A 23,048-nucleotide genomic window follows, 5' to 3' on the forward strand; every position below is an offset into this window, starting at 1 on the left:
TGCCTGGCGGTTTACTGACGGCATGACCACCGCCCTGTATCTCCAGCACATCGACTGGTTGCGCTCCCGGGAGTTCCCCGCGGAGCGCAGCCGAAGCGGCTCGGGTGTGAGCGGGCCGGGATACCACTGCTCATGCCTGAGCGCCGACGAAGAGGAATGGGAGGACCTGACGGAACGCCTCGAAAAGCGTGCCCAGTGCGTCGTCGACCACGATGCCCTGGTGGCGGAGCTCACCCGGCGCTGGGAGGAGCCGCAGTGGATAAGCCTCTGGAGCGCCCAGGCCCGGCTGGTCGCGGGCGAGTCGATACCGGAGCCCTGGGCCGAGTTCGCCGTCGGGTTCGACTTTCTGCACCTGTGGCGGATGGACGGCCGCTGGATCGCGATCGGCCTCGATCTTGAGGCGGAGGGCCCGGGCTGGGACCTCAGCGTCACGGTGACGGAGATCGACCCACCGTAGTGCGGAGGTCGGCCCATCCCGGGCCTGGGCCGGAGCCGTCCTCGATCTCGACGACCGGGCCGCCCGCGCGGCTCCGCACAGCAGGGCCCAACTCCCCGGCGCGCCAGGGTTCCGCCGACCACGCCTATACGTGATGCAGGCCTGGGCCAGGTCGCAGGGTTCCGCCGACCACGCCCGTACGGTGACGCAGGCCGGGGCTAGGTCGGGGCTAGGTCGGGTCGCCCTGTGCCGCGAGGCGCAGCCGGGCGTACTCCTCGGCCATGGTCCGGGCGGTCCAATGGGCGTTGAGCCCGCTGGGGTTGGGCAGCGCCCACACCCTGGTCGTGCCGATCGTGTGGTCCTGGGGACCGATCCTGGCCTTGCGGTCGCCGAAGGCCGTCCGGTAGCCGGTCACGCCCACGACGGCCAGCCACTGGGGCCGCAACCGCTCGACCTTCGCGGCGAGGAGGCGTCCGCCCTCGCGGAACTCCTCGGCGTCGATCTCGTCGGCCCGCGCGGTGGCCCGGGCCACCACATTGGTGATGCCGAGTCCGTAGGAGAGGAGTTCGTTCTGCTCGGCGGGCTTCAACTGTCGTGGGGTGAAGCCGGACAGATGCAGGACCGGCCAGAAGCGGTTGCCGGGGCGGGCGAAGTGGTGGCCCGTGGCACCCGACATGAGGCCCGGGTTGATGCCGCAGAAGAGGACGGACAGACCGCCCGCGATCACGTCGGGGATGACGGTGTCGCGAGCGGCCTGGAGTTCCTCGGGAGTCAGCACGGGGGCACGCTCAGAGGATCGAGCCGGGGGCGTAACCGGCCGCGGCGGGGTGCTGCTTGACGATCTCCTCGATGCGGGAGACCACGGTGCCCACCTGGTCGCCGGCAGCGCCGGTGAAGGACAGCTTGTCGGCCATCAGCGCGTCCAGCTGGGCCCGGTCGAGCGGCATGCGCTCGTCGGCGGCCAGCTTGTCGAGGAGTTCGTTGCGCTCTGCGCCCTGCTCGCGCATGGCGAGGGCGGAGGCCACCGCGTGCTCCTTGATGACCTCGTGTGCGGCCTCCCGGCCGACACCGGCACGCACGGCGGCCATGAGGACCTTCGTCGTCGCCAGGAACGGCAGATAGCGGTCCAGCTCGCGGGCGACGACGGCCGGGAACGCGCCGAACTCGTCGAGCACCGTCAGGAACGTTTCGAGCAGGCCGTCGAAGGCGAAGAACGCGTCGGGCAGCGCGACCCGGCGGACCACCGAGCAGGAGACGTCCCCTTCGTTCCACTGGTCGCCCGCCAGCTCGCCGGTCATCGAGGCGTAGCCGCGCAGGATCACCATCAGGCCGTTCACGCGCTCGCAGGAGCGGGTGTTCATCTTGTGCGGCATCGCGGACGAGCCGACCTGGCCCGGCTTGAAGCCTTCGGTGACCAGCTCGTGCCCGGCCATCAGGCGGATCGTCTTGGCGACCGAGGACGGCGCCGCGGCCAGCTGTACGAGCGCGGTGACCACGTCGTAGTCGAGCGAGCGCGGGTAGACCTGGCCGACGGAGGTGAACGCGTGGGCGAAGCCGAGGTGGCCCGCGATGCGCTGCTCCAGATCGGCCAGCTTCGAGGCGTCCCCGCCGAGGAGGTCCAGCATGTCCTGGGCGGTGCCGACCGGGCCCTTGATCCCGCGCAGCGGGTAGCGGGCGAGCAGGTCCTCCAGTCGGCCGTACGCCACGAGCAGCTCGTCGGCAGCGGTCGCGAAGCGCTTGCCCAGCGTCGTGGCCTGCGCGGCCACGTTGTGCGAGCGCCCGGCCATGACCAGCTCGGCGTACTCGCCGGACAGCTTGCCGAGGCGGGCCAGGACCGCGACCGTACGGTCCCGCATCAGTTCGAGGGAGAGCCGGATCTGGAGCTGCTCGACGTTCTCGGTCAGGTCGCGCGAGGTCATGCCCTTGTGGACCTGCTCGTGCCCCGCGAGCGCGTTGAACTCCTCGATGCGGGCCTTCACGTCGTGCCGGGTGACCTTCTCGCGCTCGGCGATGGAGGCCAGGTCGACCTGGTCGACGACGCGCTCGTAGTCGGTGAGCGCTGCCTCGGGCACCTCGATCCCCAGGTCCTTCTGGGCGCGCAGTACGGCGAGCCACAGCTGGCGCTCCAGCTTGACCTTCTGCTCGGGGGACCAGAGGACGGCGAGCTCCGCGGAGGCGTAGCGGCCGGCCAGGACGTTCGGGATGCGAGGCTTCGCAGACACAGCAGTCACGTGTCCAGAGCTTACTGTCTGTCCGGGGGGCCTCCGTACTGTCCTGCGGTCCGGGGCTCCGGACCATGCTGCCCCGGGGTGCTGCCCCGGGGCGTGCCGGTTGGGGAGGCCCGTGAGATGTGTGTGAGACGGCGCTCCCGCTGGGCTGGAGTACGGACGGTCAGCCCTGGTGCTGTCGGGGACCGCGAGGGACCGCGCGTGGGCCAGAGCGCAGGATCTGACTACAGCCCGGACATGGTCGGTCACCGCCGGTTCGGGCGTCAGTGCTCGCCGGTTCACCGTGCCCCCGCTTGCCGAGGCGGGCGGCCCGCGGTCGGTGGCGGCCACGCGGAGTGGCAGCCCGGCAGGCCCGACCGTGCTTCCGTATGAACGACCTCCGAGCCCGCGTCGCCCGCTGCCTCAGCGACCGGTGGCGGGCGTCCGGTTGATGATCTTCGGTGGCCGGCCCAACGGCCGCCCCGCTCCACGGACTTCGGTGGACACGGCCGCGGTCGCCGGTGGGGTGGCGAACCGTGCGCGCGAGGGGGCGCGGCTTCGGTTCGGTGGTGATGGGACTCGTGGGCGCGGGTGCCGATGCGGTGCCTGACGGAGGACCTCCCGGCCGTCGGTCGACCCGCACCCCGCTGTATGGCCCAGGTCACATCGCCCCGGATGCCCTAGATGCGTCATATCGGGCGATAGGCCTGTGACGCCTCATCAAATTCTCACTTAATCTTCACCCTGCTTTGATTTCCCTTGACCAAGGATTGACGCCTTCATGAAGATGGATCCACCGGCGAGAACGGCCACTCGCCGCACGCGAAGAACCGGAAGTACGTTCCCGCGTGCCATGGTTGTCGCGCTGTCCCTGACCCTTGTAGGCACGTCGGCCGAGGCCGCCGAGGTGCCGTCGCCCGCCCTTTCGCGCCCCCAACAGGCGGCTGCCGGGACGCCGTTCGCGCAGGACGTGCCCTCGGCTCTCGCCGCAGCCAAGCGCTCCGGCACCCGGGTGGAGGCGCTGTCCGAGCGCAGCGGGACCACGACGTCCTGGGCCAACGCAGACGGTTCCCTCACGACCGAACTGACCGCGGGCCCCATTCGATTCGAGCGGGACGGCTCATGGGTCGCCGTCGACACCGACCTCACCAAAGAGGCCGACGGCAGCGTCGCGGCCAAGGCCCACCCCGCCTCGCTCTCCCTGGCCGGTAAGGGCGGCAGCCGAGCAGCGTCATTGAGCGCTGCACGCCAGGCACCCGCCCGTGACCTCGTCACCCTGGGTGAGGGGGACCGGCAGGTGACCCTCCAATGGAAGGGCGGCCTGCCCGAACCCGCTCTGGACGGCAATCGCGCCACCTACCCCGACGCGCTGCCCGGCGCCGACGTCGTCGTGGAGGCCACCCGGACCGGGTTCGAGCAGTACGTCGAGATCAAGCAGCGCCCCTCGGCCCGTGACTACAGTTACACCCTGCCGCTGCGGGCCAAGGGGCTGCGCGCCGCCCAGCAGCCCGATGGCAGCGTGCTGTTCACCGATCGTGCGACGGGGCAGGAGCGCGCCCTCATGCCGTCCCCGGTCATGTGGGACGCCACCGTCGACGAGCGGTCCCAAGAGCACACCCGCCGCGTCCCGGTGGCCATGAAGGTGGAGCAGAGGGGGTCCTCGATCGATCTCGTGGTCACGCCCGACGCCGCCTTCCTCGCCGATCCGGAGACCAGGTACCCAGTCACCGTCGACCCGTCGACGTCCGCACTGAGCAACGTCTTCGACACCTACGTCCAGCAGGGCGAGACGCGCGACTGGTCCACGGACACCGAACTGGACTTCGGCAACCCCGGCACCAAGAACGCCAACGGCACCGCCCGCATCGCGCAGTCGTACATAACCTGGGGCACCGCGCCGATCGCGGATGCCCTCGTGAGCAGCGCCAAGCTGAGCCTGTGGAACTTCCATTCGGCCAACACCGACTGCAAGGCCCAGCCCTGGCAGGTGTGGGCGGCGGACGAGGCCACCTCCGCGAGCCGCTGGACGAACCGGCCCAAGATGAACAGCCGGTCCGCGACGTCCACCGAGACCAAGGGCAACCCGGCCTGCGGGGGCGGCGGCTGGATCAACTCCGACGTGACCTCGCTCGTGCAGTCCTGGGCCTCTGCCAAGGCACCGCGGTCCACGATGGGACTCACCGCGGCCGACGAGACGTCGGTCGCGCAGTGGAAGCGTGTCAACTCGGCCAACGCCACCACCAACCCGCCCAAGCTCACCGTGACGTACAACTTCCGGCCCCGGTCGGGAAGCAACCGTCAGGCCGGCGCTCCCTTCGTCAAGGACGCTTCGGGCACCTGGCAGGTCAACACCACCACCCCGACGCTGCGCGACACCTTCTTCGACAAGGACGGCGACCGCGTCAACGGCACCTTCGAGATCGTCGACGCAGCCACAGGCAAGCTGGTGGGCGACCGCCTCGTGTCACCGTATGTCGACTCCGGGCGCGCCGCGGCGGTGACGCTGCCGGACGGGCTGCTCAAGGACGGCAGCACCTACCGCTTCCGGACCAGTCCCTACGACGGCACCCACTACAACCTGGCGTGGTCCGACTGGGCAACCTTCACGGTCGACACCGGCCGCGGCCTCACCACGCTGCCCGACATGCCCCAGCTGCTCGAAGCCGGCGCGACCGACACCCTCACCCCACTGCTCTCCGGAGTGGTCTCCAGCCCGGCGCAGGGCCGGGTGCGAGCGGAGTTCGCACTCCGCGACGCCGACGGCAGGCAACTGACGGGAGCAACCGTCCCCGAGGCGTGGACGGACAGCGGACTGCGCGCGGCCTCCCGGGTCCCGGCGGGGGCGCTGCAGGAGGGTTCCACCTATCTGTGGGCCATGCGCTCCTGCACCGAGGCAGGCTGCTCGGAGTGGTCCTACGAAGAAGAGCTCACCGTCTCCGCCGGCGTCCAGCCCGAACCGCCGAAGACCACGTCGGTGACCCTGGTGGGCGGCTCTGCCCTGCCGGACGCCACCGTCGGCATCGGCGCGCGCGCCTGTGACGACGGCTGCCTGGCCGTGAAGGACGCCCGTCTTGCCCTCGGCGGAGGCACGGATGCGGAGCGCGCCGTCTGGGTCAAGCCCGATCTGACCGCGATACCCGCCGGCGCGCGCGTCACCAGTGCGCGTCTCCAGCTCACGCCTGCCGAGTGCGGCACCGCCACGTGTGCTCCTCGGCCGGTCGAGATATCGCAACTGCTCCAGCCCTGGGCCGCCCCGTACAGCGGTGCCGCACTGCTGGACCTGCTGGACGACTCGCCCTTCGGCGAGGCAGCGCGGCCCGAGGCACAGGACTTGGCGCCGATGGTGCAGTCCTGGCTGGAACAGGGCCCGGTCGAGGGCGTCGCGCTGCGGCTGCCCGCGGCGGACCGGAACTCGACGATCACGTACCACTCCAGCCGCTCCACGGACGAAGCCAAACGCCCGAAGCTGCTGATCGAATACGTACCGCCGAAGGCGCCCTCGCCCATCGAGGCACTCAAGGTCACCGGCGGCGACGGCGGTCTCCTGGCCACCTGGAACGCGCCGGCCGACCTCGGTTCAGCGGCCGATGGCGCGGAGTACGACGTCGTCGTCACCCGGGCGGACGGCAGTCAGGCTGCGAAGGCCACCACCCGTGAGCCGCACGCGGTGGTCACCGGCCTGACCAACGGCACATCCGTGCGGGTGGGCGTGACCGCCCGGACCGCTCACGGTTCCAGCGCGGCCACCACGTCCGATCCGGCGACCCCCACCGCAGTGCCCGCAGGAGTCGCGGTCTACCGGAACATCGTGCAGCAGTACCTGGACGCGCGAGGCGCAATCCTGCTCGGCACGCGCCCGACGGCGACGGCCGCCCTCGCGGCCAGCACCTCCGGCGCCTCTTTCCAGGACCTGCTCAACGGCCAGTCCGCCGGCCTCGTGGAGACGCGCGAGTCGCTCGCGCGGCACGACAGCCGCTATACGGAGATGACCAGCACCCTCTCCGACGTCCTGGCGGGCATCGACGACAACGGCACGGTGTTCCTGCGCGCCGTGGTCGAGGACAAGGCCGTTCTGAGTCAGGGCGGCACCGAGAGTGAGCCCGAAGAGAGCCGAAGGGAACAGCGGTTCACCTTCAGTACGAACAGCGGCGCTCCCCTGCTCCACGTGGAGGCGGACGCCCCAGCCGCGGAGAAGGTACTGGCGAAGTCGGCGGCTGCCGAAAACGGCCTTGAGGTGTCAGGCGGAACGCAGGGCCCGATCGGCGAGGTACCGGACATTCCCCTGGAACTCGACCGGGACGGTTTCCCCGCCGAGGCACCGCCCGCGCAGACCGCAGGGCTGCTGCGCGCAGCAGCCCAGGTCAACGGCTCGGGAACGGCCAACTGGGCCTCCCGCAACCTCGGGACGAAGTGGGAGTACGGCCAGGACTGCACGAACTTCGTGTCCAAGGCCCTCTATTACGGAGGCGGCATGAAGACCCGCGGCGGCGGCCGCACCCACGATCGGGCCTGGTGGCAGCAGTACTATCTCTTCGGCACGATCAAGAACAAGAGCTACACGTGGTCCGGCGCCGAGAACTTCCGCCGCCACATGATCAACTACCGGGGCGCGCAGTTCGTGAACTCGGTGAACGCTCGGGCCGGGGACATCGTGGTGTTCAAGTGGAAGCAGGAACGGGTGTACAACCACGTTGCCGTGGTCTCAGGCAACCGGCACGGCGTCCAGCTCCTCCAGCACGGCGGCGTGGGGCGCACCAGCCTGGCCGCGGCCATCGCCCGCTACCGCAACCAGAGCAACTACATCGAGCGCGTCGTGATCCTCCGGCCGAAGGGCCGCGGCTGATCATGCGGATGCTGAAGAAGGTCCCCGTACTTGCTGCCGTCGCCCTGCTCCTCGGTGCCGCCACCACGGCGTGCACCGACGACGGTCCGAACCGCTACCAGAGCGACTACTCCTCACACGAACCGCTGCACACCGTGGGCTACCCGTCCCGGGGCAGCCTGGAAATAGTGCAGGAGACGGTGTGGCGGCTCGCGGACAACGACGCCGAGGCGCTGGCCGGTCTCGCTGTCGAAGAGGGCAGTGCGGCCGACACGACGGCGCGGAACTGGGTCGCAGCCTTCGGTAAGGCAGCCGGCGGCAAGGTGACCGCGGACTTCTACGACGAGGGCTCGACTCGCCAGGTCGTCGTGCTGTACTTCGCCGCGAGCGGTCAGAAGAAGGCCATCGAGGTACGTCTCGGCCAACACGACTCCTGGGGCGTGACCCTGGCCGAGACCGATCCGGCCGAAGCCGCCAAGGCCCCCGACTGGGCGCCCGCCACGCCCGGGGGCAGCGGATCCCGTTCACCGGGCAACTGACGATCCCCGCGCGCCCGGTTCCCAGGCCACGACGGCCTGGAAACCGGGCGCTTGGGCTTGGTGCCGGCTCCCGGTGACGGACGGGCTCACGCCTCGGTGTCGTTGCGCAGGTCGAATCCGAGGGCCTCGGCTGCGGCGGCCGGCGTGGGCTGGGCCCAGAGATCCACCATCGCCTCCCGTGAGGACAGCGAGCGCAGCTCCGCCCGGTCCAGGTACAGCACGCCGTCGAGGTGGTCCGTCTCGTGCTGGACGATACGGGCCGGCCAGCCCGTGAAGACCTCGTCCACCGTGCGGCCCCGCTCGTCGAGGGCGCGCAGACGCACGCTCTCGTGCCGGGCGACGACCGCGCCCCAGCCCGGCACGCTCAGGCAGCCCTCGAAGAACGCCGCCCGGCCGCTCCCCGCGGGCTCGTACGACGGATCGATCAGGACCCGGAAAGGCTGGGGGACGCGGCCCCTGACCTGCCGGACCTCCTCGGTGACCTCCGCCGGATCCTCAATGACGGCGAGTCGCAGCGGCAGGCCCACCTGTGGTGCGGCGAGGCCGACGCCGGGTGCGGCACGCATCGTCTCGCGCATCGCCTCGATCAGCCGGTCCAGGCGCCTGGCGTCGAGACGGCCGTCGAGCGGCTCGGTGGGACGCCGCAGTACGGGGGCACCGGCGGACACGATCGGCAGCGGACCGGAGCCGGCGAGGAGTTCGTCGACGAGATCGGTGAGCGAGGAGGGCGACATGCGTACAGCATGCCAAGAACGATCACCCGGTGAGCGCGCGGGTCCCTGTCGGCCGCGTGAACGATCCGACCTCGATCCGGCTCCGATCCGACCTTGCGGGAATGCGCGAGCCGCCCAGGATCTTTCCTCTAGGGGTGCGCACGGACACGGAGAAGCGCACTTCCCCGTTTTCACACCGCCCCATGCCGAGATTCCGCACACCGAGATTCCGCACACCGAGCGAGGAGATCATGCCCCACGCGTCCGTCCGCACCGAGATTCCGGCGCACCCTCTGGACAACCCCGCCTACGCCGCGCTGACCGGTCCGCACGCACGGTTCGCCGAGGGGCGCGGCAGGGTGCTGCGTTACGAGACCGACGTCTCGCCCTGGCTCGGGCTGCCCGTGGATCCGGACGCCGCCGACTGGGCGGACCTCGCGGCCCTCGTCGGCCCCGGCGCCGAGGTGGCGCTGCCCGGAGTGCGGGCCGTGCTGCCCGAGAGCTGGGAGATCACCTTCGATGTGCCGGGCGTGCAGCTCGTGGACGAGTCGCTCGACGCGCGTCACGACGACGAGGCGGTCCCGCTCGGCGCGGCCGACGTCCCCGAGATGCTGGCCCTCGTGGAGCGCACCCGGCCGGGCCCGTTCCTGCCCCGCACGGTGGAGCTCGGCACCTATCTGGGCATCCGTCGCGAAGGCCGACTGATCGCGATGGCGGGGGAGCGGCTGCGCCCGCCGGGCTGGACCGAGATCAGTGCGGTCTGTACGGACGAGGCATTCCGCGGCCAGGGCCTGGGCACCCGCCTGATCCGCGCGGTCGCGGCCGGCATCCGGGAGCGTGGCGAGACGCCGTTCCTGCACACCGCGGCCGCCAACACGGGTGCCATCAGGCTGTACGAGTCCCTCGGCTTCCGCGTCCGCCGCGACGCACGCTTCGTCGGCGCCCGGGTGCCGGAGCGGGACGTCGCGGAATGACGGCCGCGATGCCCCGAGAAAGCTCTGAGACAGCCCTGGGAATCTTCAACTCCCTTGCTGCGAGCCCGAGCTGACGGATCATCCGCCGGCGCAGGCTCTCGGGCACCGCACTTTCAGTCGTCGGCCCGCACCCAGTCGTCGACCCGCACCCACTCCGACACCGGCCCCACCGGCTCCCCCTCGGCCGGGGTGACGAAGAAGGCCCGGCCCTCGGCGGGGCTGTAGTGCGCGCCGTGCCGGCCGTCTCCGGTGGAGCGGCCGGTGAGGCGGCGCCCGATCCAGGGCCCCAGGTGCTGGCGCGCGAAGCGCAGATCGGCGCTGCGGCTCGCGGCCCAGCCGGGGCGGGCGGGGGGCGGCAGCGGCGATCGCCAGTCGTCCTCGGCGTCCAGGCCCAGCGTCTGCCAGACGGCCTCGGCCACCCTGCGATGGCCCTCGGCCGTCAGATGCAGCCGGTCGAAGTCCCACATGTGCTGTTCGGCCAGCGCCGGAGCGCCGTAGAGGTCGACCACCAACGCCCCATGCCGCTCGGCGAGTTCGTCGACGTGCGCGAACAGTTCCTCCATGCGCGGCCGGAAGCGGTCGAGGACCGGGCCGTTGCGGCCGGGGCTGCGCATCAGGACCAGCTGCTTGCAGGACGGCGCGAGCTGCTCGACCGCCTCCGTCAGGAGTCCGCGCACCCGGCCCATGTCGCACTTGGGGCGCAAGGTGTCGTTGAGGCCGCCGACCAGGGTGATGACGTCCGGGCGCAGAGCTGCCGCCGCGGCCACCTGCTCCTCGACGATCTGCCCGATGAGCTTGCCGCGCACCGCGAGGTTCGCGTAGCGGAAGCCGGGGGTGCGGTTCGCGAGACGGGTGGCGAGCACATCGGCCCAGCCGCGGTAGGACCCGTCGGGAAGCCGGTCGGACATGCCCTCCGTGAAGGAGTCCCCGATCGCGGCAAAGCTGGTGTATGAGGCATTCATCTCCATGGCGGGAGCGATCCTACCGCGCGGTAGCCGGCCGGCTCGGGCCGGTCGGAGCTCTGGCCGGGACCGTGATCCCAAAGAGGCCGGTCAGGCCCTTTCGGCGGGGCCGATTACGCGGTATGCCAGGAACACATCAAGTGTTATCAGCCCGGCCGGGACAACGGCCGGTGAGAGAGCGAGCGTGCGATGTTGTTCACCGCGGCCTTCTGGAAGGCCACCGCCGAGCGTGCGATCCGCACCTTCGCCCAGGCGCTCGCCGCCGTGCTGACGGCCGGCGCGACGAATCTGCTCGACGTCCACTGGACCGCCGCGTTCGCGACCGCCGGAATGGCCGCCCTGCTCGCCGTGCTGATGGCGGTCGGCTCCTCGCAGCTGGGCCAGCCGGGCCCGGGTCTCACCGAGACCACGAACCCGGCCGGTCCCGCCAAGGCCGCCAAGTAGCGGACGGCCGCGGTCAGGCCGTGGCCGCCGGCGGCCGCCCCACCAGCTCGCGCAGCACGTCCTCCATGGTGACCAGGCCGGCCAGCTTGCCGTCCTCGTCGAGCACGGCCGCCAGGTGCGTACGGCTGCGCCGCATCGCGGTCAGCACGTCGTCCAGCGGGCTGGCCGCGCGGACCCGGGCGATCGGGCGCAGCGCCGCGACCGGGAAGGCCACCTCCCGGGGGGCCGCGTCCAGGGCGTCCTTGACGTGCAGATAGCCCAGGATGCGGCTGTCCTCGTCGACGACCGGGAAGCGCGAGAAGCCGGAGCTCGCGGCGAGCCGCTCCAATTCCTCCGGCGTGGTGCCGACCGCGGCCCGCACCACCTCGTCCAGCGGCACCACGACGTCGCGCACCGGTCGGCGCCCCAGTTCCAGGGCGTCGTGCAGGCGCTCGGCCGCCCGGTCGTCGAGCAGTCCCGCATCGCCCGCGTCGGTGACCAGACGCGCCAGCTCGTCGTCGGAGAAGGTCGCCGCCACATGGTCCTTGGCGTCCACCTTGAGCAGCTTCAGGATGGTATTGGCGAAGGCGTTGATCGCGAAGATCACCGGGCGCAGCGCCCGGGCGAGGGTCACGAGCGGCGGCCCGAGCAGCAGCGCGGTGCGCGCGGGCTCGGCGAGCGCGATGTTCTTCGGCACCATCTCGCCCAGCAGCATGTGCAGATAGGTCGCGACCGCCAGGGCGATCACGAACGACACCGGGTGGATGAGCCCGTCCGGCACACCCACCGCCTCGAAGACCGGCGCGACCAGGTGTGCGATGGCAGGTTCGGCGACCACACCGAGCACCAGGGTGCACAGGGTGATGCCGAGCTGCGCCGCGGCCATCAGGGCCGAGACGTGTTCCAGGCCCCAAATGACGCTGCGGGCACGGCGGTTGCCGTCCTCGGCGAGCGGTTCGATCTGGCTGCGGCGGACCGAGATCAGGGCGAACTCGGCGCCGACGAAGAAGGCGTTGACGACCAGGGTGGCCAGGCCGATCAGAATCTGGATCACGGTCATCGGCCGGCCTCCTCGTCGTCGGTGTGCGGCGGCGCGGGCAGCGGCGCGTGCAGCAGCACGCGGGCCGCGCGCCGCCCGGCGGCGTCGACCACGTCCATGCGCCAGCCGGCCAGCTCCACCCGGTCGCCGACCCGCGGAATCCGGCCGAGCCGGGTGGCCACGAGGCCGGCGAGGGTCTCGTAGGGGCCGTCCGGGACGCGCAGCCCGATGACGGCGAGCTGGTCGTCGCGGGCCGCGCCGTCCGCGGAGTACAGCGTCCGGCCGTCCGCGTCCTGGCCCGCGGGCGCGAGGTCGGGGGTCTCGTGCGGGTCGTGCTCGTCGCGGACCTCGCCGACGACCTCCTCCACGATGTCCTCAAGCGTCACGACACCCGCGGTGCCGCCGTACTCGTCGATGACGACGGCCATGGTCCGCTTGCCGTACAGCTGGTCGAGGAGCCGGTCCACGGTGAGCGTCTCGGGGACGAGCAGCGGCTCGCGCAGCAGCGCGGTCACCGGGTGCAGCCGCCGGCGTTCGGCCGGCACGGCCAGGACGTCCTTGATGTGCGCGATGCCGACGACCGAGTCGAGGCTGCCCCGGTAGACGGGGAAGCGGGACAGGCCGGTGGCGCGGGTCGCGTTCGCTACGTCCTCGGCGGTGGCCTGGATGTCGAGCGCGGTGACCTGTACGCGGGGCGTCATCACGTTCTCGGCGTTGAGTTCGGCGAGGGCGAGCGTGCGGACGAACAGCTCCGCGGTGTCCGCCTCAAGGGCGCCCTCCTTGGCGGAGTGGCGGGCCAGGGCGACCAATTCCTGGGGGCTGCGCGCGGAGGCCAGCTCCTCGGCGGGCTCCAGGCCGAAGCGGCGCACGAGGTGGTTGGCCGAGGTGTTGAGATGGCTGATCAGCGGGCGGAAGGCCGCGCTGAAGGCACGCTGCGGGGCCGAGACGACCTTGGCGACGGCGACCGGCGAGGAGATGGCCCAGTTCTTGGGCACCAGCTCGCCGACGACCATCAGGAACACGGTGGAGAGCACCATGCCGAGCACCAGGGCCACCGAACTCGCGGTCGCGCCGGACAGGCCGATGGATTCGAGCGGGCCGGTGAGCAGCTTGGCGATCGACGGCTTGGCGATCATGCCGATGACGAGCCCGGTGACGGTGATGCCGAGCTGGGCGCCGGAGAGCTGGAAGGTGAGGCTGCGTACGGCCTTGAGGGCGCTGGAGGCCCCTCGTTCGCCGCGCTCGACGGCCCGTTCCAGGTCGCTGCGCTCGGCGGTGGTGAGGGAGAACTCGGCCGCCACGAAGACCGCGCACACCAGCGAGAGCAGTACGGCCGCGAGCAGCAGGAGCACTTCGGTCATCGGGTCACCTCCGTCCCATGATCGGGCAGCCGGAGGCGGTGCGCGCGGTGTCGCGCGGAGGTACTGGTACTGGGAGGCTCGCCCATGGGCGGACGCTCACACCTTTCAGTCGGCGGGTGGGGGTCCACCCATGGTAAAGCACTGGCAAAGGACGGGTGCGGCCGGCCATTCAGGCCAGCGGCTTCACCCAGCGGCGCCACTGCTCCTCGGCCTTGTATCCCGCAGCCGCCCAGGCATGCTGTGCGCGCTCGTTACGCACCAGCACCATGGCGTCCGCCCGGCGCCCGCCGAGCGCGGTGAACCGGTCCTCGGCCGCCGCCAGAAGGGCCCGGCCGATGCCGTTGCGGCGCCGATCGGGATGGACCGCGAGCCGGTACAGATGACAGCGCCAGCCGTCGAACCCGGCGATCACCGTGCCGGCCAGTTCACCGTCCAGCTCCGCGAGGATCAGGGCGTCCGGGTCGCGGGCGACGAGGCGCTCGACGCCCGCCCGGTCGTCGCTGATGCTGGTGCCTTCGGCGGCGGTCTTCCAGAACGCCAGCACCGCGTCCAGGTCCTCGGGCCCGGCGGCCCGGATGCGCAACTCGCTCATGGCGCCATCCCACCATCGCCCTCCGGTACGGGGCGAACCGTTTTGGCATGCGGGACGGAGACCTCAGGGGCGATGGCGCGTAGGGCTCATTCGCCCGGGTCGAGCGCGGGGCGCCGGGCCGTCCCGAGCACACACGGCGAGGACGGCAACGCGACGCCCTTCCCGGGCACCCGAAGACGGCGGTGGTCCACGAGCTCGAAACCCGCCGCCGCGATCGCGCCCAGCGGATCGCGCGCCGTGTGGCAGCCGCCGAACAGCTTCGGCCACACCGTGCGGTCCAGGCCCCGCTGCACCGCCGCGAGCGCCCGGCCCTCGGCCCGGCCGTGCTCGAAGAACCGCAGCTCGCCGCCGGGACGCAGCACCCGCCGGATCTCGCCGAGCGCCCTCGGCAGATCCCGTACCGAGCACAGCACGAGCGAGGCGACCGCCGCGTCGAAGGCCTCGCTCTTGACCGGAAGGGCCTCCGCGGAGCCGGGTACCACGTCCACCGGGACCTCGGCCCGCAGCGCCGCGCGGACCGCCGACTGCCGTAGCGTGCGCTCCGGTTCGAGCGCCACCACCTCGGACACCGCCGCCGGATAGTGCGCGAAGTTGAGACCGTTCCCGGCCCCGATCTCGATGACGCGCCCCGAGAGCCCGTCGAGCAGTTCGCGGCGGTACGCGGAGATCCCGGCCCGCAGGTCGACGGCCTCGCTGTAGCGCGCGTAGAAGCGGGCGAAGACGGGGTGGTGCACGGCATCCGGGGCGATCTTGGTGCGCTGCGCCATGTCGGACCTCCTGAGCCTGGGCATCCGGTCGGGGCCCGCGCCCCGGACGGTCGGGGCCCGCGCGCCGGAGAAGAACGCCGGCCGGGCCCTACCGGCATTGTCCCCGGGCCCGGCCCGCTCACCCGTCGGCGCCCGCCACGAAGCAGAACTCGTTGCCCTCGGGGTCGCACATCACCTGGAAGGACCCGTGGGCGTCGGACACCGTCGCGCCCACCGGCACCGCCCCCCGCCGCACGGCCGCCGCCCGCGCCCGGCGCACGTCCTCGACCGCGAGATCGAGATGCAGCCGGTTCTTGACGGCCTTCGCCTCCGGCACCCGCTGGAAGGCGAGGCGCGGCACGCCCGGCGGATCGACGTACGCCCACGACGCGTCCCGCACCACGGGGCGACCGCCGAGCAGCCCGGCCCAGAAGCGGGCGAGCCGCCCCGGGTCGGCGCAGTCCACGACGAGCTGCCCGAGGCGGGCCCGTAACACAGCCATCAGATACTCCAAACGCCGCCGAGCGCCGGGGCGAGCCAACCGGCCGCTCGGGTACGGAAGTCGGCGGGCGCCAGCCGTCCGGCGCCCTCGGGCACGGTGCCGAGCAAGGGCGCGCCGGCCGACTCCGGTAGGTCCACGAGATTGCATCGCGAGGCCAGATCCGGCTCGGCAGGCCAGCTGCCCACGACGACCCCGGCGAACTCGATGTCCCGGGCCCGCAGGGCCTCGCCGGTCAGGGCCGTCGAGTTGAGTGTGCCCAGTCCGGCGGGCGTCACCACCAGAACGGGGGCACCGAGCAGCCGGGCCGCGTCCGCGAGGGTGCCGCCCTCGTCGTCGAAGCGGACCAGGAGGCCGCCCGCGCCCTCGACCAGGACCAGGTCGTGCTCGGTGGCCAGCTTGGCCGCCGCCTCGGCGACCTCCGCCGGCCCGACCGGGGTCATGCCCGCCCGGCGGGCCGAGGTGTTGGGCGCCAACGGCTCGGGGAACCGGGCCAGTTCGGCCCCGGTCACCGCATCGCCGGCGAGCCGGCGCACCTCGGCGACATCGCCGGGTTCGCCCGGAGCGACCCCCGTCTGGGCCGGTTTCAGGACGGCCACCGAACGGCCACCGGCGAGCGCCAGGGCGGCGACCGCCGCCGTGGTGATCGTCTTGCCGATCTCGGTGCCCGTACCGCTCACCACCAGAATCGTCATCTCAGCCCTCCCGCGCCGCCGCGCACACCGCACGGCAGACGCGCGCCAGATCGTCGTCGCCCGTCACATAGGGCGGCATCGTGTAGATCAGATCCCGGAACGGGCGCAGCCACACGCCCTCGCGCACGGCCGCCGCGGTCGCCGCCTTCACATCGACCTCGTGGTCCAGCTGGACCACGCCGATGGCGCCGAGCACCCGAACGTCCTGTACGCCCTCGATCGTCCGGGCCGCGCCGAGCCCGGCGTGCAGACCGGCCTCGATGCGCTTGACCTCGCCCTGCCAGTCCTGGCCGAGCAGCAGGTCGATCGAGGCGAGGGCCACCGAGGCGGCCAGCGGGTTGCCCATGAACGTCGGCCCGTGCGCGAGGACCGGGACCTCGCCCGAGGAGATTCCCTCGGCTACCCGGGTGGTGCACAGCGTCGCCGCCATCGTCAGATAGCCACCGGTCAGCGCCTTGCCGACGCACATCACGTCCGGTGAGACACCCGCGTGGTCCGCCGCGAACAGCGCACCCGTGCGGCCGAAGCCCGAGGCGATCTCGTCGAACACGAGCAGCACGCCGGACTCGTCGCACGCCTCGCGCAGCACCCGCAGATACTCCGGTGCGTGGAAGCGCATCCCGCCCGCGCCCTGCACGACCGGCTCCACGATCACCGCGGCCACCTCATCGGCGTGGCGCGCGATGGACTCGCGCAGCTCCCGCGCGTACGCCTCGTCGAACTCGGCCGGAGGAGCGTCCACGAAGACCTGCTTGGGCAGCGCCCCCTGCCACAGCTCGTGCATCCCGCCCTCGGGGTCGCACACCGACATCGGCTGCCAGGTGTCCCCGTGGTAGCCGCCGCGCCAGGTGAGCAGGCGCTGCTTGCGCGGCTGCCCGACCGAGCGCCAGTACTGGAGGCACATCTTCACGGCGACCTCGACCGAGACCGAACCCGAGTCGCTGAGGAAGACGTGCTGGAGCGGCCCGGGGGTGATCTCGACGAGCCGGGCGGCGAGCCGGACGGCGGGCGCGTGGGTGAGCCCGCCGAACATGACGTGGCTCATCCGGTCCAGCTGGCCGCGTACCGCCTCGTTGAGCACGGGGTGGTTGTAGCCGTGCACGGCCGACCACCAGGACGCCATGCCGTCGATCAACTCGCGCTGCCCGTAGGCCGGTTCGGCCAGCCGCAGCCGCACGCCCGAGGCCGACTCCACCAGGAGCTGCTCCTGCCGGTTGGGCATCGGGCCGTACGGGTGCCAGACGTGCCGGCGGTCCAGGTCGAGCAGTTCCGCGGGGGAGTGCTCAGGCATTGGGCGCGAGGTCCGTTCCGGCACCCCGGCGGCGCACCGACACCAGATCCGTGCGCGCCTGGTCGGCGGGCACCTGCTCGGGCGCTTCGGGGGCGGCGTGGCCGCCGCAGGGCCCGCAGCCGCCGCCCTCGTGCGAGCCGCAGGCGCCGTCCTCGTGGGAGCCGCAGCCCGTGGGGCTCGTGCCGCAGCCGGATGCGGCGAGCGCGTCGGCGCGATGGCGCGGCAGGGTCGTGGTGCCGGCGCCCTCCACCTCGAACCCGGCGTCCGCGATCATGTCGAGGTCGGCCTGTCCGGCCTGGCCCTCACTGGTCAGGTAGTCGCCCAGGAAGATCGAGTTGACCAGGTGCAGCGCGAGCGGCTGCATCGAACGCAGATGGACCTCGCGGCCACCCGCCAGCCGCACCTCGACGTCCGGGCACACGAACCGGGTCATGGCCAGGATGCGCAGGCAGCGCTGCGGGGTGAGGTTCCACTCCTTGGCGAGCGGGGTGCCCTCGAACGGGATCAGGAAGTTCACCGGCACCGAGTCCGGGTCCAGCTCGCGCAGCGCGAAGACCACGTCCACCAGGTCCGCGTCGGACTCGCCCATGCCCGCGATCAGACCCGAGCAGGCCGAGAGGCCGGCGCCGTGCGCCTTGGTCACGGTGTCCACGCGGTCCTGGTAGGTGTGCGTGGAGGTGATGTCCCCGTACGTCGCCTCGGACGTGTTCAGGTTGTGGTTGTACGCGTCCGCGCCGGCCGCGCGCAGCCGCTCGGCCTGGCCCTCGGCGAGCAGCCCGAGACAGGCGCAGACCTCGACGCCCTCGTTCTGCTCCTTGATCGCCTCGATGGTCTCGGAGACCCGGGCGATGTCGCGGTCCGTGGGACCGCGGCCGCTGGCCACCAGGCAGACCCGCTTCGCGCCGCCCGCGACCCCCGCGGCCGCCGCCTTGGACGCCTCGTCCGGCTTGAGCCAGGTGTACTTGAGGATGTCGGCCTTGGAGCCGAGCCGCTGGGAGCAGTACGAACAGTCCTCGGGGCACAGGCCCGACTTCAGGTTGACCAGGTAGTTCAGCTTCACCCGGCGGCCGAACCACTGGCGGCGCACCTGGCCGGCCGCGGCCACCACATCGAGCAGTTCGTCGTCGGAGGTCGCCAGTACGGCGAGTGCCTCTTCGCGGGTCGGCAGTTCGCGCCGCAACCCCTTGTCCACCAGCGTGTTCAGCAGGTCCATGGCGCCGATCTTCGCGCACGGCACCGCCCGCGGCCAAGGTAGGGATCCCACAACACAGCCCGTTTGAGGTGTGTGTATCGCCACACCATGACCGGGCATGGCACCGGCTAGGGTCTGTCGGCAGCCTACAAAAAGGGACTCCACCATGCCGCGAGCGCCGTTCGACTGGATCGACGCGGAATCGGAGCGCCGCGAGCGCGCCGGCCTGGTCCGCACCCTGCGCCCGCGCGCCGCGGGGCAGGACCTCCTGGATCTGGCGAGCAACGACTACCTGGGCCTTACCCGGCACCCCGCGGTCGTCGCCGGCGCGGCCGGGGCGGCCCACCGCTGGGGCGCGGGCGCCACCGGCTCGCGCCTGGTCACCGGCACCACCGAGCTGCACGCGGAACTGGAGCGCGAGCTGGCCGATTTCTGCGGCTTCGAGGCCGCCCTCGTGTTCTCCTCCGGGTACGCGGCGAACCTGGCGGCGCTCACCGCGCTCGGCCCGCACGGTTCGCTGATCGTGTCCGACGCGGGCAACCACGCCTCGATCGTGGACGGCTGCCGCCTGGCCCGCGCCCGTACCGAAGTGGTGCCGCACGCCGAACCCGAGGCCGTCCGCAAGGCCCTGGACGCCCACGGCGGGTCCGGCCTCGTCGTGACGGACTCGGTCTTCTCGGTGGACGGGGACGCCGCGCCGCTCCATCAACTCGCCTACGCCTGCCGGGAGTTCGGGGCCGCCCTGGTCGTGGACGACGCGCACGGGCTCGGGGTGCTCGGTGAGGGGGGTCGCGGCGCGCTGCACGCGGCCGGGCTCGCGGGCGCTGCCGACGCGGTTGCCACCGTCACCCTGTCGAAGTCCCTCGGCAGCCAGGGCGGCGCGGTGCTCGGCCCGGCCCGGGTCATCCGTCACCTGGTGAACGCGGCCCGCACCTTCATCTTCGACACCGGACTCGCTCCGGCGGCCGTGGGCGGGGCGCTGGCGGCCCTTCGACTGCTGCGTACGGAACCGGAGTTGGCGGCCCGGGCCCGTGCCGTCGCGGCCGAGCTGCACGCCAGGATCACGGCCGCCGGCCACCAGGCGGTTCGTCCCGACGCCGCGGTGGTCTCCGTGCGGGCCCCCTCGCCCGAGGCGGCGGTCGGCTGGGCCGCCGACTGCCGGGCGGCGGGGGTCGTGGTGGGCTGCTTCCGTCCGCCCTCGGTGCCGGACGGCATCTCGCGGATCCGGCTGACCGCGCGCGCGGACCTGACGGAAAGCCAGATCGACACGGCGGTGGGCGCGATCCTGAGGACCGCGCCCACGGTGTGACGAACCGTCAACTCGACTGTGCAACGGTGGAGATGAAGCGCTGCCAGGCGGGTGCGCCGAAGAGCAGTGCGGGCCCGTCGATCCGTTGGGAGTCGCGTACGGCAAGCAGCTCGCCATTGAGCCGGGCCGTCTCGACACAGTTGTTCATGCCCACGCTGCGGCTGCTGCGCCGCCAGGTGGCACCGGTGAGGGATGTACTGGAAGGAACGTGCGCAGGGCGTGCGGACATCATGCCTCCCCACTCGCCGTGGACCTAGCTCGGTCCTTCCCGGGCCGTCCTGGCGATGAGATCCATCGATTCGGTGGAGGAAAGCGCGAGTGCCTGGACGGTCTGGAACGCGGCACTGTACGCCTCAAGGTCTTCTCTCCGCTCCAGATAGAGGCTACTCGTCAAGTGGTCGATAACAACCACATCCAGATCGGAAATGGCCGGAAACGAAAACATAATGAAAGGGCCGCTGAGTCCGACATAGCCGCCGCGCTGGAACGGAATGACCTGTAACCGCACATGCGGCAGTGCGGCCATATCGAGCAGATGCCGCAATTGCTCCCGCATGGCGGCCCGGCCGCCCACCCAGCGGCGCACCACCGCCTCGTCCAGGACCGCGTTGAGCATCAGCGGCGCGTCCCCGCGCAGCACCTCCTGGCGTGCGATGCGCACCTCCACGAGCGAGTCCAGCTTGTCCGGCGGCAGCCCCCCGAGCGCGGCCCGCGTCACCGCCCGCGCGTACGCCGGGGTCTGCAACAGGCCGGGCACCACCGAGGTTTCCAGGGTGCGCGCCGAACGCGCCTGCGACTCCAGGCTGATGAAGTCGCGGTACTGCGGCGGCAGCAGACCCCGATAGGCGTGCGCCCAGTCGACCCCACCGCCACCCGCCGAGTCCGCCAAGGCCTCCAGCAGCGAACGGAGTTGGGGGTCGCCGACCCCGTATGCATCGAGGAGGCGGGTGACGTCCGCCGGTTTCACACCACTGCGTCCGGTCTCGATCCGGCTCACTTTCGACTGGTGCCAGCCGACCAGAGCGGCCGCCGCCCCGCTCGTGAGCCCCGTGGCGTCGCGCAGTTTGCGCAGCTCCTCGCCGAGCTTGCGTCTGCGCACCGCCGGTCCATGCCCCATCACGGCCTCCTTCGCCTCCGGCGATGGGTAAGTGTGAGCCCAAATACGCTCTGCCGTCGGACAGTTCACCGCTTTGAGCGACAGATATATGCATATCTTGGTGGATGGCACCCGAGACCGGCACGATGAGTGGCACTCTGGCGCGAAGCACAATCCGAGGCCGTAGTCGTCTTCGCGAGCGCTCATCCGCCACGAGTCAACTGCCGGCCCGGGTGGGAAAGGGACAGCGTCGCCATGGCAGACCACCTCGAAGCAACCGTCACTCTGCCGAGCGCGCCCGCCTCGGTCTCCGCGGCACGGCGGTATGTCGCCGAGGTCCTCACCGAATGGGGCCTGCCCTCCGACGCCGAGGCCGCCGACACGGTCCGGCTCATCGTCTCGGAGCTGGCCACCAACGCGGTCCAGCACACGTTCGGCCAGTCACCCACGTTCACCGTCGACGTCCAGCTGGAGCGCGAGGAAGAGCTGCGGATCGGCGTGACCGACAGCCATCCGCGCTGGCCGAAACGATTGCCCGCGGCCGTCCAGCAGGACAACGGGCGGGGCATGGTGATCATCCGCTGGCTCGCGGCCGAGTCCGGCGGCCGGCTCTCGGTCGCGCCCACGGCGGACGGCGGCAAGACGGTCTGGATCGCCCTGCCGTGGACGGCGTCGGTCCAGAGCGGCTAGGGGAACCCGCGAAGGCCTCGCCGGGCCCGCGAACGCCGTCGGGCCCACCGGGGCAGTCCGGACCTCCGGACCGCCCGAGGCGCCCCGGATCCGCGAGGCGCGCCCGCGCGTGCCCAGGAGCCTCCGTGGGCCCGGCGCGTACCGGCGACCGGCCGACGGGGCGTCAGCCCACCCGGCCGTACCAGACGGCGCTGCTCCAGATCCGCTCCAGGCGGACCACGGCACCGGTCTTGGGGGAGTGCCAGATGCGGCCGTTCCCGGCGTAGATGCCGACGTGGTACACGCTGCCTCCGGAGTGGAAGAAGACCAGGTCCCCCGCCTTGCGCGAGGACGCGGTGACATGCCGGGAACTGTTGTACTGCTGCTGCGCCGAGCGCGGCAGCCTGCGACCGGCCTGCTTGAACGAATACAGGGTGAGCCCCGAGCAGTCGAAGCGGGAGGGGCCGGAGGCCCCGTACTGGTAGGGCGATCCCTTCTTCGACGCGGCCACGTGGAGCGCCCTGGCGGCCACGGCCGCGGCGTTCGCCTCGGACGTGCTGCCCGGGGCCAGCGTCGTGCCGCCCGTGATGGCGAGTGCGAGGGCACAGACGGTGCCGAGCCGGACCGTCAAGGACGGGACGTGTGTCTGCGCAGTCATGCGCAACCCTTCGTCAAACCGCCTGCGAAGGATGACCTGTCGGGTTCGGACTGGCGAAGATGCCCGGCCGCGCGAACGGCTTCACCCCGAGGGACGGCCAAGGCTCGGCCGCCCCGAAGAAATCGGGTCCTCCACTCCTGCCGGTCCACTCCTGTCGACCAGACGTCCGGAACGGCGGCAGGACTCGGCGTCCGCCCGGACCGCCCCGCCGCGGTGGCGGGGGCTTGTCGTCTCAGGGATCTTCACGCACCGACTGTCGGATTTACGGCCCAAAACGGCTTTCTGTGAGGCTCCTCACGAGTGCCCCATTCGGGTGGACACGGGCGAATGGATGCTGCTCCAAACGGGGTTGGCGAGCCTCGTACCTGCGAAGAAGGATCGTTTCAGCACTGCGGTCACCGGCCGTAAGCGGCTCATAAGGGTCAGTGAAAAGTGCCGCCGGTGAGCCGAACGGGGGTAGCCCGTTCGGCTCGTTTCGCCCGGTGTTCGAGCGCGTCGCGTATCCCCGGCCCGCTCACACCGTCGACTGCGGCGGAACCGCGAGCCGTCCCGCGCGCCGTTCGCCGTCCAGCACGCGCAGTGCCCGCGTCAGCGTCGGCGCGTACACCTGTGTCTCGCCGCGCACGTGCATCAGCGTGAGGGCGTCCTTGAGTGCGGCGGCCCGGCCCACCAGTGCCTGGGCCGCCCGTAGGGCCCCGTAGGTGTCATGGCCGCGGGCCGGGTTGATCCGGCCGAGCAGATCGACCACCGCGAGGTAGGAGTCGATGAACTCGGCCTCGGCGCGGGTGAGCGCGGGCAGCGGGGGAAGCTCCGGAGGCAGCACGG

General features: G+C 71.7%; 23 protein-coding genes and 1 pseudogene. 8 read left to right on the forward strand and 16 right to left on the reverse strand.

The window, feature by feature from the left end:
• Positions 1-22: 22 nt before the first annotated feature.
• Positions 23-457 (forward strand): hypothetical protein, encoded by a 435-nt coding sequence (locus CG740_RS00445; RefSeq protein ID WP_100573573.1) that lies wholly within the window; start codon positions 23-25, stop codon positions 455-457.
• Positions 458-665: 208 nt separating this feature from the next.
• Here the strand turns inward: CG740_RS00445 and mug are convergent, their stop codons facing one another.
• Together mug and purB are read right to left on the reverse strand one after the other, a co-directional pair.
• Positions 666-1,211: a G/U mismatch-specific DNA glycosylase gene (mug, locus tag CG740_RS00450; protein ID WP_100573574.1), complete on the reverse strand. Its 546-nt coding sequence runs from the start codon at positions 1,209-1,211 to the stop codon at positions 666-668.
• Between the two features lie 13 nt (positions 1,212-1,224).
• On the reverse strand, positions 1,225-2,667 hold the full coding sequence (purB, locus tag CG740_RS00455; RefSeq protein ID WP_199846283.1) for an adenylosuccinate lyase: 1,443 nt from the start codon (positions 2,665-2,667) through the stop codon (positions 1,225-1,227).
• Between the two features lie 829 nt (positions 2,668-3,496).
• Between purB and CG740_RS40650 the strand changes: the two are divergent.
• The 3 genes and pseudogenes from CG740_RS40650 to CG740_RS00465 form a co-directional block, all read left to right on the forward strand.
• Positions 3,497-5,260 (forward strand): annotated as a pseudogene (locus CG740_RS40650) (DNRLRE domain-containing protein); the annotation flags it as partial.
• Positions 5,261-5,518: 258 nt separating this feature from the next.
• On the forward strand, positions 5,519-7,486 hold the full coding sequence (locus CG740_RS40655; RefSeq protein ID WP_234376048.1) for an amidase domain-containing protein: 1,968 nt from the start codon (positions 5,519-5,521) through the stop codon (positions 7,484-7,486).
• A gap of 2 nt (positions 7,487-7,488) precedes the next feature.
• On the forward strand, positions 7,489-8,004 hold the full coding sequence (locus tag CG740_RS00465; RefSeq protein WP_100572845.1) for a hypothetical protein: 516 nt from the start codon (positions 7,489-7,491) through the stop codon (positions 8,002-8,004).
• 86 nt (positions 8,005-8,090) lie between these two features.
• On the opposite strand, the gene CG740_RS00470 is transcribed toward CG740_RS00465, so the two are convergent.
• The gene (locus CG740_RS00470) at positions 8,091-8,738 is read right to left on the reverse strand and encodes a peptide deformylase (protein ID WP_100572846.1); all 648 of its coding nucleotides are present in this window, start codon (positions 8,736-8,738) and stop codon (positions 8,091-8,093) included.
• A 230-nt stretch (positions 8,739-8,968) separates the two neighbouring features.
• Here CG740_RS00470 and CG740_RS00475 point away from each other — a divergent pair, with 230 nt between their 5' ends.
• Positions 8,969-9,691: a GNAT family N-acetyltransferase gene (locus CG740_RS00475; RefSeq protein WP_100572847.1), complete on the forward strand. Its 723-nt coding sequence runs from the start codon at positions 8,969-8,971 to the stop codon at positions 9,689-9,691.
• A gap of 113 nt (positions 9,692-9,804) precedes the next feature.
• Here CG740_RS00475 and CG740_RS00480 read toward each other — a convergent pair whose 3' ends face one another.
• Positions 9,805-10,659, reverse strand: a complete 855-nt coding sequence (locus tag CG740_RS00480) for an SGNH/GDSL hydrolase family protein (RefSeq protein WP_100572848.1) — start codon at positions 10,657-10,659, stop codon at positions 9,805-9,807.
• 183 nt (positions 10,660-10,842) lie between these two features.
• Here CG740_RS00480 and CG740_RS00485 point away from each other — a divergent pair, with 183 nt between their 5' ends.
• The gene (locus CG740_RS00485) at positions 10,843-11,097 is read left to right on the forward strand and encodes a holin (protein WP_199846284.1); all 255 of its coding nucleotides are present in this window, start codon (positions 10,843-10,845) and stop codon (positions 11,095-11,097) included.
• Positions 11,098-11,110: 13 nt separating this feature from the next.
• Here the strand turns inward: CG740_RS00485 and CG740_RS00490 are convergent, their stop codons facing one another.
• From CG740_RS00490 to bioB, 8 genes are all read right to left on the reverse strand, one after another.
• Positions 11,111-12,136, reverse strand: a complete 1,026-nt coding sequence (locus CG740_RS00490; RefSeq protein WP_100572849.1) for a hemolysin family protein — start codon at positions 12,134-12,136, stop codon at positions 11,111-11,113.
• Positions 12,133-13,476 (reverse strand): hemolysin family protein, encoded by a 1,344-nt coding sequence (locus CG740_RS00495; RefSeq protein WP_100572850.1) that lies wholly within the window; start codon positions 13,474-13,476, stop codon positions 12,133-12,135. The genes CG740_RS00490 and CG740_RS00495 overlap by 4 nt, the downstream gene beginning before the upstream one ends.
• A gap of 169 nt (positions 13,477-13,645) precedes the next feature.
• The gene (locus CG740_RS00500; protein ID WP_100572851.1) at positions 13,646-14,068 is read right to left on the reverse strand and encodes a GNAT family N-acetyltransferase; all 423 of its coding nucleotides are present in this window, start codon (positions 14,066-14,068) and stop codon (positions 13,646-13,648) included.
• An 86-nt stretch (positions 14,069-14,154) separates the two neighbouring features.
• Complete coding sequence (locus tag CG740_RS00505) at positions 14,155-14,835, reverse strand: class I SAM-dependent methyltransferase (RefSeq protein WP_100572852.1); 681 nt, start codon at positions 14,833-14,835, stop codon at positions 14,155-14,157.
• A gap of 118 nt (positions 14,836-14,953) precedes the next feature.
• Entirely contained in the window at positions 14,954-15,316 is a 363-nt protein-coding gene (locus CG740_RS00510; RefSeq protein ID WP_100572853.1) for a VOC family protein, read from the reverse strand.
• Complete coding sequence (gene bioD, locus CG740_RS00515; protein WP_100572854.1) at positions 15,316-16,008, reverse strand: dethiobiotin synthase; 693 nt, start codon at positions 16,006-16,008, stop codon at positions 15,316-15,318. Before bioD ends, CG740_RS00510 begins: the two co-directional genes overlap by 1 nt.
• A gap of 1 nt (position 16,009) precedes the next feature.
• Positions 16,010-17,299, reverse strand: coding sequence for an adenosylmethionine--8-amino-7-oxononanoate transaminase (locus tag CG740_RS00520; protein ID WP_100572855.1), 1,290 nt, complete (start codon positions 17,297-17,299; stop codon positions 16,010-16,012).
• The gene (bioB, locus tag CG740_RS00525) at positions 17,292-18,512 is read right to left on the reverse strand and encodes a biotin synthase BioB (RefSeq protein ID WP_100573576.1); all 1,221 of its coding nucleotides are present in this window, start codon (positions 18,510-18,512) and stop codon (positions 17,292-17,294) included. The genes CG740_RS00520 and bioB overlap by 8 nt, the downstream gene beginning before the upstream one ends.
• 145 nt (positions 18,513-18,657) lie before the next feature.
• Between bioB and CG740_RS00530 the strand changes: the two genes are divergently transcribed.
• On the forward strand, positions 18,658-19,800 hold the full coding sequence (locus CG740_RS00530) for an 8-amino-7-oxononanoate synthase (RefSeq protein ID WP_100572856.1): 1,143 nt from the start codon (positions 18,658-18,660) through the stop codon (positions 19,798-19,800).
• Positions 19,801-19,807: 7 nt separating this feature from the next.
• Here the strand turns inward: CG740_RS00530 and CG740_RS00535 are convergent, their stop codons facing one another.
• The gene (locus tag CG740_RS00535) at positions 19,808-20,032 is read right to left on the reverse strand and encodes a DUF397 domain-containing protein (protein WP_442802788.1); all 225 of its coding nucleotides are present in this window, start codon (positions 20,030-20,032) and stop codon (positions 19,808-19,810) included.
• Between the two features lie 21 nt (positions 20,033-20,053).
• Positions 20,054-20,917 carry a helix-turn-helix domain-containing protein gene (locus tag CG740_RS00540; RefSeq protein WP_100572857.1) on the reverse strand — a complete coding sequence of 288 codons (864 nt, stop codon included), beginning with the start codon at positions 20,915-20,917 and terminating at the stop codon, positions 20,054-20,056.
• A gap of 234 nt (positions 20,918-21,151) precedes the next feature.
• On the opposite strand from CG740_RS00540, the gene CG740_RS00545 reads away from it, so the two are divergent.
• Positions 21,152-21,586: an ATP-binding protein gene (locus CG740_RS00545; protein ID WP_100572858.1), complete on the forward strand. Its 435-nt coding sequence runs from the start codon at positions 21,152-21,154 to the stop codon at positions 21,584-21,586.
• A 163-nt stretch (positions 21,587-21,749) separates the two neighbouring features.
• Here the strand turns inward: CG740_RS00545 and CG740_RS00550 are convergent, their stop codons facing one another.
• Complete coding sequence (locus CG740_RS00550; protein WP_100572859.1) at positions 21,750-22,223, reverse strand: C40 family peptidase; 474 nt, start codon at positions 22,221-22,223, stop codon at positions 21,750-21,752.
• A gap of 514 nt (positions 22,224-22,737) precedes the next feature.
• Positions 22,738-23,046, reverse strand: coding sequence for a hypothetical protein (locus CG740_RS00555; RefSeq protein ID WP_100572860.1), 309 nt, complete (start codon positions 23,044-23,046; stop codon positions 22,738-22,740).
• Between the last annotated feature and the right edge of the window lie 2 nt (positions 23,047-23,048).

This window comes from Streptomyces sp. CB01201 (assembly GCF_002803085.1).
Taxonomy (GTDB): domain Bacteria; phylum Actinomycetota; class Actinomycetes; order Streptomycetales; family Streptomycetaceae; genus Streptomyces; species Streptomyces hundungensis.